Below are 17,388 nucleotides of genomic sequence, written 5' to 3' on the forward strand. Positions count from 1 at the left end.
ATGCGGATCTGCCTGCTGACCTACTCCACCCGGCCGCGCGGCGGGGTGGTGCACACCCTCGCCCTCGCCGAGGCGCTCGCGCGCGCCGGACACGACGTCACGGTGCGCACGCTCGCCCGGGGCGGCGACGACTCCTTCTTCCGCCCCGTCGATCCGTGCGTGACCGTGCGGGTGGTGCCCTTTCCGCACCGCGAGGGCGAGCCGGTCGGCGCCCGCATCGTCCGGTCCATCGCCGCGATGGCCGAGGCCCTGCGGGGCGAGGACGCCCCGGTCGTCCACGCGCAGGACTGCATCTCGGCCAACGCGGCGCTCGCCGCCGGACTCGCGCCGATCCGCACGATCCACCACCTGGACGACTTCACCACCCCGGAGCTGCGCGCCTGCCACGACCGCGCCGTCCGGCTCCCCCTGACCCGGCTGTGCGTGTCCGCTGCGGTCGCCGAGGAGGTGCGCGCCGGCTGGGGGCTGCTGCCCGACGTGATCCCGAACGGTGTCGACGCGGCGCGGTTCGCGGCCGCCGTCGACGATCCGCTGACCGGGGGGTGGCGGGCCGAGCTCGGCCCGTACCTCCTCGCCCTCGGCGGCATCGAGCCGCGGAAGGGCAGCATCGAGCTGCTCGAGGCGTGGGCTCTGCTACGCGAGCGCGGCCACGACGTCGCGCTGGTGTTCGGCGGCGGCGAGACCCTGTTCGACTACCGCGAGTACCGGGCTGCCTTCGACCGGAGGGCGGCCGAGCTCGGGATCGCTCCGGTGATCCTCGGCACCGTTCCGGAGGAGAGGCTCGCTCCGCTCGTCGCCGGCGCCTCCGCGCTGGGCTTCGTCTCGGTGAAGGAGGGGTTCGGGCTGGCGGCGATGGAGGCGCTCGCCGCGGGGGTGCCGGTCGTGGCGCGGGAGCTGCCGGTGATCCACGAGGTGTTCGGGGACGCGGTCCGCTACGGGCGGGACCCCGCCTCCTTCGCCGACGCGCTGGAGGAGGCCCTGACGCTGCCCTCGCCGGACGGCCGGGCCCTGGCCGCCTCGCACTCCTGGGACGACGTCGCGGCCGCGCATCTGCGGTTCTACGAGCGGGTGCTCGACGGCTCGGTTCAGAGCTCAGGAGGAACTCCTCCGGACGGGCCGGGATCCGCGCGAGCAGGCGTGCCCGGATGACTCCGTCCTGCCGCCTGGACACGATCGGGCGCCGCCGGTGACCCGCCGGTCGATCTCGCGCATCGTCACCGGTCTCGCCGACGCCGATCCCGACCGGATCGTCGCCGTGGCCGACGAGGGCGCGCTGACGGCGGGGGAGCTCGACCGCGAGAGCACCCGCCTCGCCCGCGCCTACCGCGATCTCGGCGTCCGGACCGACGACCTCGTCACCGTCTCGCTCTCGAACTCGCTGGACGCGCTCGTCGTCTGCGCGGCGGTCTGGAAGGCGGGCGCCGTGCCGCAGCCGGTCTCGACCGGGCTGTCGGCGGCGGAGCGCGCCGAGGTGGAGCGGATCGCGCGGCCGGCGCTCGTCATCGGCGCGCCCTCCTCCTCCGCTGTCCCGTGGCGCGCGGGCGACTGGCGGCCCGGGCCGGAGGTGCCGGCCGGCTCGCTCGAGGACCGGTGGGCCTCGTCCTGGAAGGCGCCCACCTCCTCCGGCAGCACGGGGCGGCCGAAGGTGGTGCTGGCCGCGGGCCCGGCGCTGCTGGATCCGGACGCGCCGGTCGCGCCGTTCCTGCCGCGCGAGGGCGTGCAGCTGGTGAGCGGCCCGCTGATGCACTCGGCGACCTTCACCTACGCCTTCCGCGGGCTGATGACCGGGCAGCGCCTGGTGCTGCTGCCGCGGTTCGACGCCGCCCGGGTCCTCGCGGCGATCGAGGAGCACCGCGTCACCTGGACCCTGCTCGTCCCGACCACGATCCGCCGCCTGCTGGCTGCGCCCGAGCGGTCGGGGGCGGACGTGTCCTCGCTCGCGACGGTGCTGCACCTCGGAGCGCCCTGCGCGCCCGCCGACAAGCGGGCGCTGATCGGCTGGCTCGGCCCGGAGCGGGTGGTCGAGGTCTATGCGGGCAGCGAGTCGAACGGACTGACGATGATCACGGGCCGGGAGTGGCTGGAGCACCCGGGCAGTGTCGGACGGCCGATCAGCGGGACGACCCTGCGCATCCTGCGGGAGGACGGCACGGAGGCTCCGACCGGCGAGCTCGGCCGCATCTGGCTGCACCGCGGCGAGGCCCCCGCCTACCGCTACCTCGGCGCGGGCTCGCGGCGGACGGAGGAGGGCTGGGACACCCTCGGCGACGTCGGCCGCGTCGACGGGGACGGGTGGCTCTGGGTGGTCGACCGCGCCGACGATCTGATCCTCCGGGGCGGAGTGAGCGTCTGGCCGGCCGAGGTCGAGCGGGTGCTGGAGGCCCTGCCCGGAGTCCGCGGGGCGGTCGCCTTCGGCGTGCCGGACACGGAGCTGGGGCAGGCGGTGGAGGCGGTCGTCGACGTGGGCGACGCGGGCGTGGACCCGGCCGGTCTGCTCGCTCGGGCGAACGCCGAGCTGGGCGCTGAGCGGCGCCTCCGGGCCCTCCGGATCGTGCACGAGCCCGTTCGAAGCGACGCGGGCAAGGTCCGTCGCTCCGCGCTCGCCCCCGTGGCGCAGACGCTCGGGACCCACCGTTCCGCCGGCACCCCGGATGGGCCAGAGTAGGCCCTGCGCCCCCGCGCACCGACCCCAGGGAGACCCGATGAAGTACATGCTGATCATGCGCGCGACCGATGCGGCGAAGGAGGCCTACGCCTCGATCCCGTTCGACGAGATCATCACCCGGATGGGGCAGTACAACGAGGCGATGATCGAGGCGGGCGTGCTGCTCTCGGGCGACGGCCTGGCCGACGACGTCGCCTCCTCCGGCTTCGTGGTCGACTTCTCCTCCGAGCCGCCGACCGTCGTCGACGGCGCCTACGGCCCGACCGAGTCGCTCTTCAACGGCTTCTGGATCATCGGGGTCGACTCCAAGGAGCAGGCCCGCGAGTGGGCGCTGCGCTGCCCCCTGGTGCCCGGCAACCGCCTCGAAGTGCGCCGGATCACCGACGAGAGCGACTTCGCGGAGTTCGCCGACAACGAGTACGTGCAGAAGGAGGCCGGCTGGCGCGAGGACGAGGCGGCCCGCGCCTCCGGGGACTGACGCGGCGGCGGGCGTCACGCCTCCGTGACGACGCCCGCCTCGACGTGCCAGTGCCGCGTCAGCTGCACCGTCTCGAGCATCCGCCGGTCGTGGGTGACCAGCAGCAGGGTGCCCTCGTACGCCTCGAGCGCCTCCTCCAGCTGCTCGATGGCGACGAGGTCGAGGTGGTTGGTCGGCTCGTCGAGCACCAGGAGGTTCGTGCCGCGGGCCTGGAGGAGCGCCAGGGCGGCCCGGGTCCGCTCGCCCGGCGAGAGCTCGCCGACGCGGCGGCCGACGTGGTCGGCCTTCAGCCCGAACTTCGCCAGCAGCGTGCGGACCTCGGCGGTCGGCCACTCGGGCACCAGCGCCTCGAACGCGTCCGCGAGCGGCACGTCGGCGGCGAGCATCCCGCGGGCCTGATCGATCTCGCCGATCGCCACGCTCGCTCCGAGAGAGGCGCCGCCCTCCTCCGGCTCGGCGCGGCCGAGGAGGAGCGACAGCAGCGTCGACTTGCCGGCGCCGTTGGGCCCGGTGATGCCGATCCGGTCGCCCGCGTCGACCTGGAGCGACACCGGCCCGAGCGTGAAGGCGCCGCGGCGGGCGACCGCGCCGTTCAGCGTCGAGACGACCGAGCTCGAGCGCGGGGCGCTGCCGATCGTGAAGGCGAGCTGCCACTCCTTGCGCGGCTCCTCGACCTCCTCGAGCCGCGCGATCCGGCTCTCCATCTGGCGCACCTTCTGCGCCTGCTTCTCGCTCGACTCCGCCGAGGCCTTGCGACGGATCTTGTCGTTGTCGGGGGCCTTCTTCATCGCGTTGCGCACGCCCTGGCTCGACCACTCCCGCTGGGTGCGGGCGCGGGAGACCAGGTCGGCCTTCTGCTCGGCGAAGTCCTCGTACTTCTCGCGGCGCTGGCGGCGCGCGGTCTCGCGCTCCTCCAGGAACGCGTCGTAGCCGCCTCCGTAGACCCGGTTGGTGCCCTGCGCGAGATCGAGCTCCAGCACGCGGGTGACGCTGCGGGCGAGGAACTCGCGATCGTGGCTCACGAGGACCGCGCCGCCGCGGAGCCCGCGGACGAAGGCCTCCAGGCGCTCCAGGCCGTCGAGGTCGAGGTCGTTGGTCGGCTCGTCGAGCAGCACCACGTCGAAGCGCGAGAGCAGCAGCGCCGCGAGGCCGACCCGCGCCGCCTGCCCGCCGGAGAGGGAGGTCATCGTCGAGGAGGCGGCCGCGGCGCCGAGCGACAGGCCCAGGTCGGCCAGGACGACCGGGGTGCGCTCGTCGAGGTCGGCCGCGCCGCTCGCGAGCCAGCGGTCGAGCGCGAGGGCGTAGCGGTCGGCGATCGAGCCGTCGGGATCGGGATCGGCCAGGGCGGAGGCGGCGGTGTCGAGCTCGGCGGAGGCCTCGGCGCAGCCGGTGCGGCGCGCGATGTAGCCGGCGACGGTCTCGCCCTCGCGGCGCTCGTGCTCCTGCGGCAGCCAGCCGACGAAGGCGTCGCCCGGCGAGAGAACGACGGAGCCCCCGAGCGGAGCCGTCTCGCCCGCGAGGATGCGCAGGAGAGTCGACTTGCCGGCTCCGTTCGCCCCCACGACGCCCACCACGTCCCCGGGGGCGACCGTCAGGTCGAGTCCGTCGAACAGGGTGCGGTGCGCATAGCCTCCGGAGAGGCCCTTGGCGACGAGGGTGGCGGTCACCGGTCCAGCGTAGGCGCGGGCGACTCGCTAGACGGCCTGGTGATCAGCCGGTCTAGGATGTGCGGATGAGCGACACGAGCCTGCGGAGCGGCGCCGGGTACTGGTACCCGGACGAGTCGTCCACCCGGCGTGCGGTCGAGGTGCTGAGCGCCATGCGCACGTACCGCGTCTCCGAGGTCTCCATGCGCCGCCGCACGCGCGAGCGGATGGCGATGGGCGAGACGGACCTGATCGCCATCCAGTACCTGCTCCGCCAGCAGCGCAAGGGCGAGCTGGTGACCGGCAAGGATCTGGCCTCGCACCTCTCCATCTCGTCCGCGTCGACCACGGTCCTCATCGACCGCCTGGTCCGCAGCGGCCACCTCGTGCGCAAGCCCAACCCGACCGACCGGCGCGGGATCGTCGTGGAGGCGACCGTCGACAGCGACGACGAGGTGCGCGCCACGCTCCAGGAGATGCACCGCCGGATGCTCGAGATCGCCGAGGACCTGGACGCCCCCGAGGCCGAGGTCGTCGTCAACTTCCTCCGCCGGATGAGCGCGGCCGTCGACGAGATCGACGCGGAGCACGGCGACGGGCACGATACGGACGAAGCCGACCCGGCGGAACCCTCCGCGGCGAAATAGCTAGACTGACTAGTAATAAGCCGAGGGGCCTATAGTCTGGCGGCATGGGTCAATTCCTCTACGGCACTCCTCCCGCCGTCATCGAGATCGAGGACCGGACCCTGGCCCACCTCCAGATCGTGATCTACGCGAAGTTCCGCCGCGACGAGCGCTTCAGCCTCACCCTCGACTCGATGCCCGAGGGCGCGCGGGGCCGCCACTCCTTCTGGATGAACCCGAACATCGCCCTGCAGTTCCACTTCGCGGGGAGCCGGCAGCCGACGATCAACCCGACCTGGGTCGAGCTCCTGATGGACGCGGCGAACAGCGGCGGCGGGCTGCGACTGCTCCCCGAGCCCCCGTCCTGACCCGGTCCCGGCGGGGCCGACCCGGCCCGGACGACCGCGGAGCTCCCTGCACGACGGTGGATCCGCAGCACCGGCCTCCTGCGACAGCGCACGTGCCCCCGGCCGCCCCGTCTCCTAGGGTGGAGCGGGCGCCGCGGGGCGCGCGGAGGGCAGGGGACATGCGCAGGACGGTCATCGGAGCGACGGCACTGGCCGGGGTGCTCGCGCTCGCGGGGTGCTCGGCGCCCGCTCCGGCTCCGACGGTCACGGTCACCGTGTTCGCCACGGCGACGCCGACTCCGGTGCCGGACCCGACCGTCACGGCGGCGCTCCCGCAGGCGACGGCCACGGTCTTCGCACCGGTCCCCGAGGCGACGGTCACCTTCACGCCGAACGCGACGCCGGACATCCCCGAGACCGCCTTCGCGGTCGACAACGGCGCGGTCCCCGGGGCGAACGGCGAGCCGACCCGCGACGGGGAGGGGGACATCGTGAGCTACACCGTGGTGCAGGGCGACACGTTCTTCGACATCGCGCAGCGCTTCGGGATCCCGGTGCAGCAGCTGCTCCGGATGAACCCGACGATCGCCGGAGCCGGCGAGGCGGTCTACATCAATGCAGTCATCAACCTCGACGCGAGCACGCTGGGCTGAGCGGAGCGGCGAGCCGCGGAGGCGGTCGCCCGGAGCGACCCGGCTACTGCGACTTCGGCAGGACGTGGAACGCGACGGCCAGCGATCCCGAGATCATCAGGATGCCGCCGACGAAGAGGAATCCGGCGATGTCGGGCAGCAGGAACGAGTTGCCGAGAACGAGGATCCCGCCGAGGAACAGCACGAACGAGAGGACGACGCCCAGACCAGTCATGCCCTCATCGTACGCAGGTCACGGGAGCAGGAGGTCCGCGAGCTCCTCGGCACCGGACACGAGCGCGATCGTCCCGACCGCCTCGAGCGGCGATCCGTAGCCCCACTCGACCATGATCGTCGGCACGCCGTGGGCGGCGGCGCCCTGCACGTCGTGCTCGCGGTCGCCCACCATCACCGGCGCCGAGAGGTCGACGCCGAGCTCGAGGAGCCGGCGCAGCGCCTCCTCCACGACGTCGGCCTTGGCGCTGCGGACCTCGTCCTCGGAGGCGCCGCAGATCACCGTGAAGTACTGCGCCAGTCCGTAGTGCTCGAGGATGCGCGTGGCCGCCGACTCCGGCTTGGAGGTCGCGAGCGAGAGCGGCACGCCGGCCTCGGCGATGCGCGCCAGCACCTCGGGCAGCCCCGGGTAGACCGAGGAGTCGAACAGCCCGCCCGCGTTGTAGCGGCGGCGGTAGACCACGAGCGCGGCCTGCGCCTCCTCGACGGTCATCCCGCCGAGCTCGCGGAACGCCTCGAGCAGCGGAGGGCCGACGTAGGCCAGCAGCTCGGCCGGAGCGGGCACGGGGCGGCCCAGCTCGACGAAGGTCTCGACGAGGGTGCCGGTGATGCCGGGGGCGGAGTCGGTGATCGTGCCGTCGAGGTCGAACAGGATGCAGGACCAGGTGCCGGCTCGCGCGTCGAGGCCGGTGGCGGCGAGGGTCGTGTCGGACATGGCGGGCTCCTGACCTCGGAGGACGGGGTGACGCCGGCGCTGCCCCGCCGGGGGCCACACTCTACGGCCGTTCGGCGTCCAGAGCCCGTTCGACGAACGAACGAGTGACGACCTGGGCGATCGAGCCGGGGTCGAGCTGCACGGCGACGAAGTCGGCGGTGCGGATCAGCGCGAAGGCCTCGCGTCCGGGGAGGACCAGCATCTGCACCCGCGGATGCTGCTGCCGGGGGACCGCGGTGCGCACCTCGTCCGTGGAGGTGAACAGCGGCAGGACCTGCTCCCCGGTGGTCGTCGCGACGGTGCGGACGTGCGGCACGCCTCCGGGCTGGGAGCCCGTGACGTCGACCACGAGGGAGCCGTCGAGGCAGGCCTCGAGCAGCCGGTCGACGGCCTCGGCGGTGGGAGCGGCGACGAGCGCCTCCAGTGCTTCCCGAGCCTCCGCATTGCGGTACGGACCGGGTCGCGCCGGGCGTGGAGGGGGTCCGCCTCGTCGTGCCATGACTCCACGCTAACGAAGACCGGGGCGTGATCGGAATCGCCGGGACCGGTTCCCGGGAATGCGCGCGATCGGTGTCCGGAATCGTTACGGCCGTCTGCGGACACCGTGTCCTCTATTCGACGGCTGGTGGCGAACAGCTCGATTCAGCCGTGATTGCCTCCGCTTATCCTGAACATTCCCCTCGACATGGCGCGAGAAAGGGACGAATGGCGCCATTCATGGCGCACTCGATTGTGAAAGGGGGTAATGTCTCTCCCGGTCCGGGTCGAGACAGTCCGGTCCCGCGAACTCCAGGAGGAAAAGTGGCCCAGAAGATCACGCTTGTCGACGATATCGACGGAACCCTTATCGATTCCGGTGACGGCGGTACCGTCCGCTTCAGCATCGAGGGCGCCAACTACGAGATCGATCTCGGCCCCGACAACATCGCCGAGCTCCACTCGGCGCTCGAGAAGTTCGTCTCGAGCGCCCGCCGCGTCGGCTCGCGCCCCGCGGCCGCCACGAGCGTCGCGACCGCCTCCAAGAGCGACCCCAAGCAGCTCAAGGCCATCCGCGAGTGGGCGAACGCCAACGGCCACCCCGTCTCCGACCGCGGACGCATCCCCTCCGAGGTCCAGGCCGCCTACCAGGCCGCCCACAAGTAGCGGCCGCCGGGCTCTCGGCCCGGTGAGACGCCGCATTCCCGGGCCTCGCGCCCGGTGAGCGGAAGGCCCCCGTGATCCGATCGCGGGGGCCTTCGCCGTGCCTGTCGCCGTGCCTGTCAGAACAGGCGCGTGTGGGAGTCGTCGGTGCCGCGCATGGCCTCGTAGTCGAGCACCACACAGCGGATTCCGCGGTCCTCGGCGAGAGTCCGCGCCTGCGGCTTGATCTCCTGAGCGGCGAAGACTCCCGTCACCGGGAAGAGGTGCGGATCGCGATTCATCAGCTCGAGATAGCGGGTGAGCTGCTCGACTCCGTCGATCTCGCCGCGGCGCTTGATCTCGACGGCGACGGCGGCTCCCGAGGAATCGCGGGCGAGGATGTCGACCGGGCCGATCGCGGTCATGTACTCGCGCCGGACGAGAGTGTGCCCCTCTCCGAGGAGGCCGATCTGCTCGGCGAGAAGGCGCTGGAGATGCGACTCCACTCCGTCCTTCACGAGTCCCGGATCGACGCCGAGCTCGTGCGCCGAATCGTGCAGCACCTCGTGGATCGAGACGACGAGAGCGTCGCCGGTCTTGCGGTGCGCGACGGTCCACTGCTGCGTCACTCCCGCGGCGCGCGCCTCCTCGTCGGGCTCGCCCGTGATCAGCGTGCAGGGAGGGCTCATCCAGTTCAGCGGCTTGTAGGAGCCGCCGTCGGAGTGGATGAGGACGCTCCCGTCGGCCTTGACGAGCAGGAGGCGGGTGGCGAGCGGGAGGTGGGCGCTGAGACGGCCGGTGTAGTCGACGGAGCAGCGCGCGATGACGAGACGCACCCGTCGAGGATAGACGGCGCGGCTCCGGCGGGCTCCCGGCTCAGCGCGCGGCGACGGGAGGCCGGCGGCCGAGCGGAGGAGCGGGCGGCGGCACCGAGAGCGAGGCGCGCAGCGCGACCGCGAACTCGGCCGGCGCCTCCGCCCACGGGTGGTGGCCGCTCGACTCGATGACGGCCAGGCTCGCCTGCGGCAGGAGCGCGGTGAGCGCCTCCAGAGCGGCGACGCCCGTCACCGGATCGTCCTCGCCGCCGAGGACGACCGCGGGGCAGTCGAGGCGCTGCAGAGCGTCGCGGATCGCCGCGGTGTCGTCGGAGCCGGCGGGAGTCGTGTGACCGGCAGCCCGGTCGTCGATCCCGAGCCAGGCGGTGCCGGGGGCGATCAGGAGCAGGTGGGCGACGCGCTCGGGCGCGTCCACGGCGGCGAGCAGGACGGCGCGGCAGCCGGAGTCGTGCGCGGCGAGATCGAGCTCGTCGACGCCGAGGTGACGGCGCAGGTCCTCCACGTCGGCGGCCGTCGTGGCCGGGGGAGCGGGAGGCAGCTCCGCGGAGTCGCCCACTCCGCGCGGGTGCAGCACGAGGACGCGGCGCGTGCAGGCGATCGAGGCGAACGAGCCGAGGTAGGAGGGGTGGCGCTCCGGCTCACCGGGGACGACCACCAGGGGCCGCCCCTGACCGGCTCCGTGCTCGTCGACGTGGAGCAGGGCGCCGTCGCGCGCTCGGTACCGCATCCGCTCCCCCTCCGCCGCCGTCCTGGGAAGCCTAGGGGGAGGCGCGCCGGGGCGCCCGGGCCCCACGGGGGCTTGCGGAGGCGCGTGGAGCGGGGCGGTCAGCTCCGTCGGCTGCGGGCGGCGGGGGAGGCGAGCCCGGCGACGACCACCAGGGCCAGCACCAGGAAGAGGGCGTTCAGCAGGCCGTAGTGCTCGCCGAGGAAGCCGATCGCCGGCGGTCCGACCAGGAACGCGACGTAGCCGAGCATCGCCACCGCGCTGACACGGGCGGCCGAGTGCGGCCCCTCCGCCGCGGCCGACATGCCCACCGGGAAGCCGAGCGAGCAGCCCAGACCCCAGGCGACCGCGCCGACGACGACGAGCGCGTCGACCGGGGCGAGGATGAACAGCAGGATGCCGACGATCGCGAGCCCGGCGGAGGCGCGCAGCACCGGGACGCGGCCGAAGCGGTCGAGCACGGGCCCGCCGATCACGCGTCCGACGGTCATGGCGGCGACGAACACGCCGAACACGACGGCGGCGGTCGTCTTGTCGGTGCCGTGGCCGTCGACCATCGCCAGGGTCAGCCAGTCGTTCGCGGAGCCCTCGGCGAAGGCCATGCCCAGCATGATCAGGCCGATGAGGACGAGGCGGCCGTCGCGCCAGACGCCGAGGGAGGCGGCGACGCGCTCGCGGACCGGCGGCTTCACGGTGGTCGCCGCGCCGGAGGTGTCGAGCTCCTCGCGGACCGGGACGAAGCGGATCGCGATCACCGCGGTCACCGCGATCACCACGGCGATCGCGCCGAGGTGGACGGCGACGGGCACGGCCAGGGCGGAGGCGCCCGCGCCGATCAGCGCGCCGGCCACGGTGCCGAGGCTGAAGAAGGCGTGGAACAGCGGCAGGAGCGTCTTGCCGAAGGCCTTCTCGTTGGCCGCTCCCTCGACGTTCATCATCACGTCGACCGCACCGTTGCCGAAGCCGAGCATCGCCATGCCGGCGAAGGCGGCGGGGAGGACGCCGATGACGTCGGCCGAGACGCCCAGCACCGCGAGCCCCGCCGCCGAGACGGTGAGGCCGAGCGCCATGCCGCGCCGGGCGCCGATCGCGCCCATGACCGGCGTCGAGAACGCGAGTCCGACGATCGCGCCGATCGACATCGAGAGGATCAGCAGGCCCACTCCGGCGGTCGAGAGCTGGAGCTCGTCGCGGATGGCGGGGGTGCGCGAGACCCAGGTGGCGATCGAGATCCCGCTGAGGACGAAGATCGTGAAGACGGCGTTGCGCCAGGCGACCAGCTGCGGGCGCGTGAGCGCGGACGTCGAGGTCATGGCGGTTCTCCTGGTGCGGGCGGGATCCGGACACCGGATCGAGAGGCACGGTCGAATCGATTCGAAGCGAGCCGGTCTAAGCTATCCGGAACCCCGGGGACGGTCAACCGATGACGAGCGCGCCGCCCCCACGAGGAGGAACGTGGAACCCCGCAAGAGCCCCCGGCCGACGCTCGCCCGCGTCGCGAGCCGGGCCGGAGTGTCCCCCTCCACCGCCTCGCTGGTCTTCAGCGGCTCCGGCCCCGTCTCGGAGGCCACGAAGGAGCGGGTGCTGCGCGCGGCGTCCGAGCTCGACTACGCCGGCCCCGACCCGCGGGCGCGCTCGCTCCGCCGCGGCCGCTCGGGGATCGTGGGGGTCGTCGTGGACGAGCGGATGCTGCACGCGTTCCGCGACCCGATCAAGATCGCCATGCTCGACGGGATCGCCGACGTGCTCGGCGGGGTCGACGCCGGGATCCTGCTGCTCACCGAGACCGGCGACGGCGCGGGCCTGCTGGCGACGGCCCCGGTCGACGCGATGATCCTGGTCGGCTGCAGCCCGTCGGTCGACGACTCCGTCGCCGTGCTGCGCCGCCGGGGGGTGCCGGTCGTCGTGGTCGAGGGCCTCTCGGAGCTGGGCGGCGCCGTGATCTCGCTCGACAACCGCGAGGCCAGCCGCACCCTCGCGGAGCACCTGCGCGAGCTCGGCCACGAGCGGGTCGCGGTGGTCGCGCTCCCGTTCGCGAAGGACCGCCGCCGCGGCGCGATCCCGCCCGGCTGGCGCTCGAGCCCCAGCATCACTCCGGTCGACCGCCTCCTCGGCGTGCAGGACGTCTTCCCGGAGGCGTCGGTCGTCGCCGCCGCGGCGAGCTCCGTCGACGAGGGCGTCGCCGCGGGCCGCACGCTGCTCGAGGGGGCGGAGCCGCCGACCGCGGTCGTCGCGCAGAGCGATCTGCTGGCCGCGGGCGTGATCCTCGCGGCGGAGGAGCGCGGGCTGCGCGTGCCCGAGGACCTCTCGGTGGTCGGCTTCGACGGCGTGCAGGTGCCCGGTCTCGCGGCCGAGTACGACCTCACGACGATGGCCCAGCCCGCGGTCGAGAAGGGCCGTGCGGCGGGACGGGCCGCGGTCGCGCTCCTGGCCGACGAGGAGGCGGAGGCGGTCTGCTTCCACGCCGTCTTCCACCGCGGGAACACCAGCGCACCGCCGCGCTGACCGGAGTTGTCCACAGGCTTCTCCACAGGGGAGGAGTGCGGTCAGCGGAGCCAGACGTCGCTGCGGACCCGGAGCCCGAGGGTGACCGCGCGGGCGCCGAGGAAGCCGACGGCGAAGGCGAGCCAGAGCGCGAGGAGGCGCCATTCGGTGGGCGCGGCGGGGGCGAGCAGGGCGAGCGGGACGAAGACGGCGAGGTTCGCGAGGCCGCTGAGCGCCAGGTAGCGGCCGTCGCCGGCGCCGATCAGCACGCCGTCGAGCACGAAGACGTAGCCGCCGAGCGGAGCGGTGAGGCCCACGACGGCGATCGCCGCGGGCAGCAGCCGCAGCACCTCCGGGTCGCTCGAGAAGACGTACGGCAGGACACCGCTCAGACCGGTGACCAGCGCTCCGAGCACTGCACCCGCACCGATTCCCCAGGTCACACAGCGTTTCGTGACGGCTCGGGCCTGCTCGGCGTCGCCCGCGCCGAGGAGGCGGCCCAGCAGAGCCTGCGCGGCGATCGCCACCGCGTCGAGGGCGAAGGCGACCGTCGAGAACAGCGTCATCGCCACCTGGAAGGCGCCCAACTCCTCCGCCCCTAGCGAGGTGGCGGTCGCGACCGCGAGCAGGATCGCCGCGCGGAGGCTCGCTGTGCGCAGCAGCATCCAGCCGCCGGATCCCGCGGAGGAGGCCAGGCCCGCGAGGTGCGGCCGCAGCGGCGCGCCGACCCTCCGGGCGAGCCGCAGCGCGACTCCCGCGTAGGCCGCGAGCATGGCCCACTGCGCGATCACCGTCCCCAGTGCGGAGCCGGTTATCCCCAGGCCGGCCGGGTAGATCAGCACGGCGTTGAGAGCGGCGTTGAGAGCGAATCCGCCGGCGGCGATCACCAGCGGAGTGCGGGTGTCCTGGAAGCCGCGGAGGAGCCCGGTGAGCGCGAAGACGCCGAGCATGGCGGGGATCCCGGCCATGCTCACCGCCAGGTACCGCACGCCCGCCTCGGCCACCGCCGGCTCCGCGCCGAAGAGCGCCACGACGGCCGGAGCGGTCAGCGCGCCCACCACGGCGATGCCGGCGCCGAGGAGCAGGGCCAGCCAGCCGCCGTCGATCCCGGCCGCCACGGCCCTCCGCTCGTCGCCCTCGCCGAGGGCCCGGCCGACCCGCGGAGTGGTGCTGTACGCGAGGAAGACCATCAGGCCGACGATCGTCTGCAGCACCGTGCCGCCCAGCGCGAGCCCGGCGAGCGGGACGGCGCCGAGATGGCCGACCAGGGCGGAGTCGGTGAGCAGGAAGAGCGGCTCGGCGACCAGCGAGCCCAGCGCCGGGACGGCGAGCCGGAGGATGCTGCGGTCGAGGGCGGAGGTCACCGCTCGACGCTAGCGGCTGCCGGAGCTCCGGGACGGGCGTACCGTGGGCGGGATGCAGCGCTTCGGGATCGGGCTGGCGGCCGTGGGTCGGCCGGCGTACATCACGGCAGGGCGCGACGACGACCTCGGCCCCGCGGCCGAGCGGAGCGTCGACGCGCTGCGGGAGCGCACGCACCTGCTGCTCGACGCGGCGTGGGACGCCGGCGTCCGCTTCCTCGACGCCGCGCGCTCCTACGGGCGGGCGGAGGAGTTCCTCGGCGGCTGGCTCGCCCGGCATCCGGAGCGGCGGGCGGCGCTCACGATCGAGTCGAAGTGGGGCTACGAGTACGTCGGCGGGTGGGCGATGGATGCGCCGGTGCACGAGCGCAAGGAGCACTCGGTCGCGATGCTCGACCGCCAGTGGCCGCTCACGCTCGACGCGCTCGGCTCGGCGCCCGACTCCTACCTCGTCCACTCGATCACTCCCGAGAGCCCGGCCCTCACCGACCGCCCGCTGCTGGACCGACTGCGCGGCCTCGTCGGCTCCGGAGTGCGCGTCGGCCTCTCCACCAGCGGACCCGAGCAGGCGCGCGTGATCGAACTCGCCCGCGCGATCCCGGAGTCGCCGTTCAGCGCGGTCCAGAGCACCTGGAACCCGCTCGAGCAGTCCGCGGGCCGGGCGCTCGCCGCCGCGCACGACGACGGCTGGCTGGTGGTGGTCAAGGAGGCCCTCGCCAACGGGAGGCTCGTGGCGCACCCGATCGAGCACGCCGGCGCCGCGCCGGACGCCGTCGCCCTGGGGGCCGTCCTCGCGCAGCCCTGGGCCGACGTCGTGCTGAGCGGCGCGGCGACTCCGGAGCAGCTGCGGGCCAACCTGCGCGCGCAGCCCCGGGAGCTCCCGGACCTCCCGGCGCTCGCCGTGGATCCGGCCCACTACTGGGCCGAGCGCTCCGCTCTCGACTGGACCTGAGAGCACTCGAACGAAGTGAGGCGTGCGCTCCGGCGCCGCACGGGATAGCGTTCCTCTCAGCGCCCCGTCTGCCCTCTCTGCGAGGGCTGGCGCGCGGATCGGCCCTCGTGATATCCCCGAGGGGATCCGCCCCGGCCCGCCACCCCTCTTCGAGTGCTGGCGAATCGAGCTTCCGGTTCTCAGGCGATCCGCAGGTTACGGGCGGGGCGACGGCAGTGCCAGAGGAAGCGGGGCGCGCGGGCTTAACGGGGGGTGACGCATCGGCGGGCTATTGCCGGGGAGGCCGGACGGCCGTGGTCCGAGGAGTCGATCCGGATGGCGCACTCGAGGAGCTCGGCGCTCCTCCACAGGGCGCGGATCAGCGCGGGCATCCCCGGGAACGATCGTCACGATCCCGAGCCCTCAGGACTCGGAGCCCCGCCGCACGCGGAGCCGCGTCTCCTCGAGGTCGAGCAGCGACTGGGCGTCGCGGAGGATGCGCTGCGGGTAGGCGCGGCGCGAGCGCGCGTCCAGCAGCGCCTCCCGCTCGGCCGCGACCACGGCGAGCCGCAGGGCCCGGTAGAGGCGGTGCGGAGTGTCCGCGACCGACCGCTCCGTGCCGCGCGAGCGCTCCCAGGCGGCCTCGGAGCGGAGGAACGACGTCTGGCGCACCCGCTCCAGGACGTCCGGAGCGACGTCGTCGGCGCCCTCGACGGCGTCGCCCGGGTGCTCCAGCACCGAGAGGCCCTTCTCGGTGATCTCGTCGAGCAGACCCGCGAGTGCGCGCTGGTCCTCGGGCACGTCGATCCCGCGGATGCCCAGCGCCCGGATCAGCAGCGGCAGCGTGCTGCCCTGGATCAGCAGGGTCGCGACGGCCACGGTGAAGGCGATCAGCACGAGCTGCGGACGGTACGGGATGTCCTCGGGCAGCGACTGCGCGGCCGCGAGGGTCACCACTCCGCGCATCCCGGACCAGCCGAGCACCAGACCGCCGCGCCAGCCGATGCCGTTGCGGCTGAAGTGCCGGTAGTCGCTGCGCCGCAGCAGGTAGCGCCGCTTCGCCCGGCCGCGCTCCTCCTTCGGCAGCTCCTGCGCCTCGGGCGACTCGAGCAGCTCCTTCTGCTCGCGGGCCCGGCGCTCGGCCCGGCGGGTCTGCCAGCGCTCGCCGAGGAGGACCGGCCCGACCCAGAGGAAGCGCACGACGATCAGCCCGACCACCGCGATCAGCCCGATCCCGACCGCTCCGGGCACGGAGAGGCGCGCGCTGTCGGCGTCGTGGATCAGCGAGCGGATCTCGAGCCCGATCAGCAGGAACACGCCGTTCTCGAGCAGGAACTGCACGGTCCGCCAGTTGATCCGGTCGTTCACCCGCGACTGCGCGGTGAAGGCGCGGGAGGAGGCGTGTCCGGTGTGCAGGCCGGCGACGACCACGGCGAGCACGCCCGAGGCGCCCAGGCCCTCGGCGGGGATGAACGCGACGAAGGGGACGATGAAGGAGAGGACGGTGTTGAGCACCGGGTCCTCGAGCCGCGAGCGGACGAAGACGGTGACGACGCTGGCCACGAACCCGACCACGACGGCCACGACGACCGCGTAGAGGAAGTCGCCGATCGCGGCCCACGGCGTCGCGAGCGTCCCCGCGGCGGCGGCGAGGGCCGAGCGGAGGAGGACCAGCGCGGTCGCGTCGTTGATCAGCCCCTCGCCCTCGAGCAGGGTGAGCAGCCGCGGCGGGAGGCCGAGCCGCCGGCCGACCGAGGTCGCGGCGACGGCGTCGGGCGGGCTGATGATCGCGCCCACGGCGATCGCCAGGCCCAGCCCGAGCTCGGGGAGGAGGAGGAAGAGGAGCGCGCCGACGCCGGCCGCCGAGATCAGCACCAGCACGACCGACAGGCCGGTGATGGTGGTCAGATTCCGGCGGAAGTCGATGAACGGGACGCTGAGCGCCGCCGCGTACAGCAGTGGCGGCAGCACGCCGTCGAGCACCCACTCGTGCGGGACGACCACCTCCGGCACCCCGGGGATGTACGAGAGGCCGACGCCGGCGAGCACGAGGACGATCGGGGCGGCGACGCCGAGGCGCCGCGAGAAGACGGCGACCGCGACGAGGACCGAGACGCCGACGATCGCGGCGATGCCCAGCTCCATCAGCGGAGGCTCTCGAGGGCGCAGAAGGGCATGGTCTCGTCTCCAGGGGGTGGCGGGCGATCGCCCGGGACGAGTCTGCGCCTCTCGGCGGATGCGGGGCAGGGGGTTGCGAGCACCCGGCGTCCCGCGCCGGGGTCAGCCGTCGTCGCGAGCGGCGCGGCGGTCGAGCAGGCGGGCGAGTCCGAGGAGGAGCGCCATGGCGCCGAGCGCCGCGACGGCCAGGGCGAGCGCGGCGCCGGGCTCGAGCGTGATCCCGCGCTCGACGACCTGCGCGCGCAGCACCGGGTCGGCCGAGACGACGAGCAGGCCGATCGAGGCGGCGGCGAGGACGAGTCCGTAGAGGACGGCGCCGACGCGGATCCGCGGACGGCCGGATCCGCGTCGCGCGAGTCGAGCGGCGCGAGGGGCACCAGGGCCCAGAGCCAGAGGTAGAGGAGCGCGCCGC

The 17,388-nt window shown here is 73.8% G+C and carries 19 protein-coding genes; 9 read left to right on the forward strand and 10 right to left on the reverse strand.

Features of this window, described 5'->3' with window-relative positions:
- The 3 genes from C5C99_RS01075 to C5C99_RS01085 are packed head-to-tail and all read left to right on the forward strand — an operon-like array spanning window position 1 to window position 3,143.
- Complete coding sequence (locus C5C99_RS01075; protein WP_104222632.1) at window positions 1-1,149, forward strand: MSMEG_0565 family glycosyltransferase; 1,149 nt, start codon at window positions 1-3, stop codon at window positions 1,147-1,149.
- 37 nt (window positions 1,150-1,186) lie between these two features.
- Complete coding sequence (locus tag C5C99_RS01080) at window positions 1,187-2,665, forward strand: AMP-binding protein (protein WP_104288521.1); 1,479 nt, start codon at window positions 1,187-1,189, stop codon at window positions 2,663-2,665.
- A gap of 37 nt (window positions 2,666-2,702) precedes the next feature.
- Window positions 2,703-3,143 carry a YciI family protein gene (locus C5C99_RS01085; protein WP_104222630.1) on the forward strand — a complete coding sequence of 147 codons (441 nt, stop codon included), beginning with the start codon at window positions 2,703-2,705 and terminating at the stop codon, window positions 3,141-3,143.
- A 14-nt stretch (window positions 3,144-3,157) separates the two neighbouring features.
- Here the strand turns inward: C5C99_RS01085 and C5C99_RS01090 are convergent, their stop codons facing one another.
- Window positions 3,158-4,810 (reverse strand): ABC-F family ATP-binding cassette domain-containing protein, encoded by a 1,653-nt coding sequence (locus C5C99_RS01090; protein ID WP_104339454.1) that lies wholly within the window; start codon window positions 4,808-4,810, stop codon window positions 3,158-3,160.
- Between the two features lie 65 nt (window positions 4,811-4,875).
- Between C5C99_RS01090 and C5C99_RS01095 the strand changes: the two genes are divergently transcribed.
- From C5C99_RS01095 to C5C99_RS01105, 3 genes are all read left to right on the forward strand, one after another.
- On the forward strand, window positions 4,876-5,436 hold the full coding sequence (locus C5C99_RS01095) for a MarR family winged helix-turn-helix transcriptional regulator (protein ID WP_104256423.1): 561 nt from the start codon (window positions 4,876-4,878) through the stop codon (window positions 5,434-5,436).
- A gap of 44 nt (window positions 5,437-5,480) precedes the next feature.
- Complete coding sequence (locus C5C99_RS01100; RefSeq protein ID WP_104225758.1) at window positions 5,481-5,783, forward strand: ATP-dependent DNA ligase; 303 nt, start codon at window positions 5,481-5,483, stop codon at window positions 5,781-5,783.
- A 158-nt stretch (window positions 5,784-5,941) separates the two neighbouring features.
- Window positions 5,942-6,415 carry a LysM domain-containing protein gene (locus C5C99_RS01105; RefSeq protein ID WP_104222627.1) on the forward strand — a complete coding sequence of 158 codons (474 nt, stop codon included), beginning with the start codon at window positions 5,942-5,944 and terminating at the stop codon, window positions 6,413-6,415.
- 43 nt (window positions 6,416-6,458) lie between these two features.
- Here the strand turns inward: C5C99_RS01105 and C5C99_RS16955 are convergent, their stop codons facing one another.
- The 3 genes from C5C99_RS16955 to C5C99_RS01115 all read right to left on the reverse strand — a co-directional run bounded on the left by C5C99_RS16955 (window position 6,459) and on the right by C5C99_RS01115 (window position 7,842).
- Entirely contained in the window at window positions 6,459-6,629 is a 171-nt protein-coding gene (locus C5C99_RS16955; protein WP_159911733.1) for a hypothetical protein, read from the reverse strand.
- 18 nt (window positions 6,630-6,647) lie between these two features.
- The gene (locus tag C5C99_RS01110) at window positions 6,648-7,343 is read right to left on the reverse strand and encodes an HAD hydrolase-like protein (protein WP_104247563.1); all 696 of its coding nucleotides are present in this window, start codon (window positions 7,341-7,343) and stop codon (window positions 6,648-6,650) included.
- 61 nt (window positions 7,344-7,404) lie between these two features.
- On the reverse strand, window positions 7,405-7,842 hold the full coding sequence (locus C5C99_RS01115; protein ID WP_104339455.1) for an SseB family protein: 438 nt from the start codon (window positions 7,840-7,842) through the stop codon (window positions 7,405-7,407).
- Window positions 7,843-8,144: 302 nt separating this feature from the next.
- Here C5C99_RS01115 and C5C99_RS01120 point away from each other — a divergent pair, with 302 nt between their 5' ends.
- Window positions 8,145-8,486 carry an Lsr2 family protein gene (locus C5C99_RS01120; RefSeq protein WP_104222624.1) on the forward strand — a complete coding sequence of 114 codons (342 nt, stop codon included), beginning with the start codon at window positions 8,145-8,147 and terminating at the stop codon, window positions 8,484-8,486.
- Between the two features lie 116 nt (window positions 8,487-8,602).
- Here the strand turns inward: C5C99_RS01120 and nucS are convergent, their stop codons facing one another.
- From nucS to C5C99_RS01135, 3 genes are all read right to left on the reverse strand, one after another.
- Window positions 8,603-9,298 carry an endonuclease NucS gene (gene nucS, locus C5C99_RS01125; protein ID WP_104222623.1) on the reverse strand — a complete coding sequence of 232 codons (696 nt, stop codon included), beginning with the start codon at window positions 9,296-9,298 and terminating at the stop codon, window positions 8,603-8,605.
- 40 nt (window positions 9,299-9,338) lie between these two features.
- Window positions 9,339-10,025, reverse strand: a complete 687-nt coding sequence (locus tag C5C99_RS01130) for an alpha/beta fold hydrolase (RefSeq protein WP_104225756.1) — start codon at window positions 10,023-10,025, stop codon at window positions 9,339-9,341.
- 98 nt (window positions 10,026-10,123) lie between these two features.
- Window positions 10,124-11,335: an MFS transporter gene (locus tag C5C99_RS01135; protein WP_104225755.1), complete on the reverse strand. Its 1,212-nt coding sequence runs from the start codon at window positions 11,333-11,335 to the stop codon at window positions 10,124-10,126.
- 142 nt (window positions 11,336-11,477) lie between these two features.
- Between C5C99_RS01135 and C5C99_RS01140 the strand changes: the two genes are divergently transcribed.
- Complete coding sequence (locus C5C99_RS01140; protein ID WP_258059316.1) at window positions 11,478-12,527, forward strand: LacI family DNA-binding transcriptional regulator; 1,050 nt, start codon at window positions 11,478-11,480, stop codon at window positions 12,525-12,527.
- A 41-nt stretch (window positions 12,528-12,568) separates the two neighbouring features.
- Here C5C99_RS01140 and C5C99_RS01145 read toward each other — a convergent pair whose 3' ends face one another.
- On the reverse strand, window positions 12,569-13,870 hold the full coding sequence (locus tag C5C99_RS01145) for an MATE family efflux transporter (RefSeq protein ID WP_104309328.1): 1,302 nt from the start codon (window positions 13,868-13,870) through the stop codon (window positions 12,569-12,571).
- Window positions 13,871-13,922: 52 nt separating this feature from the next.
- Between C5C99_RS01145 and C5C99_RS01150 the strand changes: the two genes are divergently transcribed.
- Window positions 13,923-14,819: an aldo/keto reductase gene (locus C5C99_RS01150; RefSeq protein WP_104339456.1), complete on the forward strand. Its 897-nt coding sequence runs from the start codon at window positions 13,923-13,925 to the stop codon at window positions 14,817-14,819.
- 402 nt (window positions 14,820-15,221) lie between these two features.
- Here the strand turns inward: C5C99_RS01150 and C5C99_RS01155 are convergent, their stop codons facing one another.
- Window positions 15,222-16,943, reverse strand: a complete 1,722-nt coding sequence (locus tag C5C99_RS01155; protein WP_104308164.1) for a sodium:proton antiporter — start codon at window positions 16,941-16,943, stop codon at window positions 15,222-15,224.
- Window positions 16,944-17,078: 135 nt separating this feature from the next.
- Window positions 17,079-17,388, reverse strand: a 310-nt coding sequence (locus C5C99_RS16960) for a hypothetical protein (protein ID WP_181074520.1), incomplete at its 5' end; no start/stop codon positions are given.

This window comes from Rathayibacter sp. AY1C4, from assembly GCF_002932195.1.
GTDB lineage: Bacteria > Actinomycetota > Actinomycetes > Actinomycetales > Microbacteriaceae > Rathayibacter.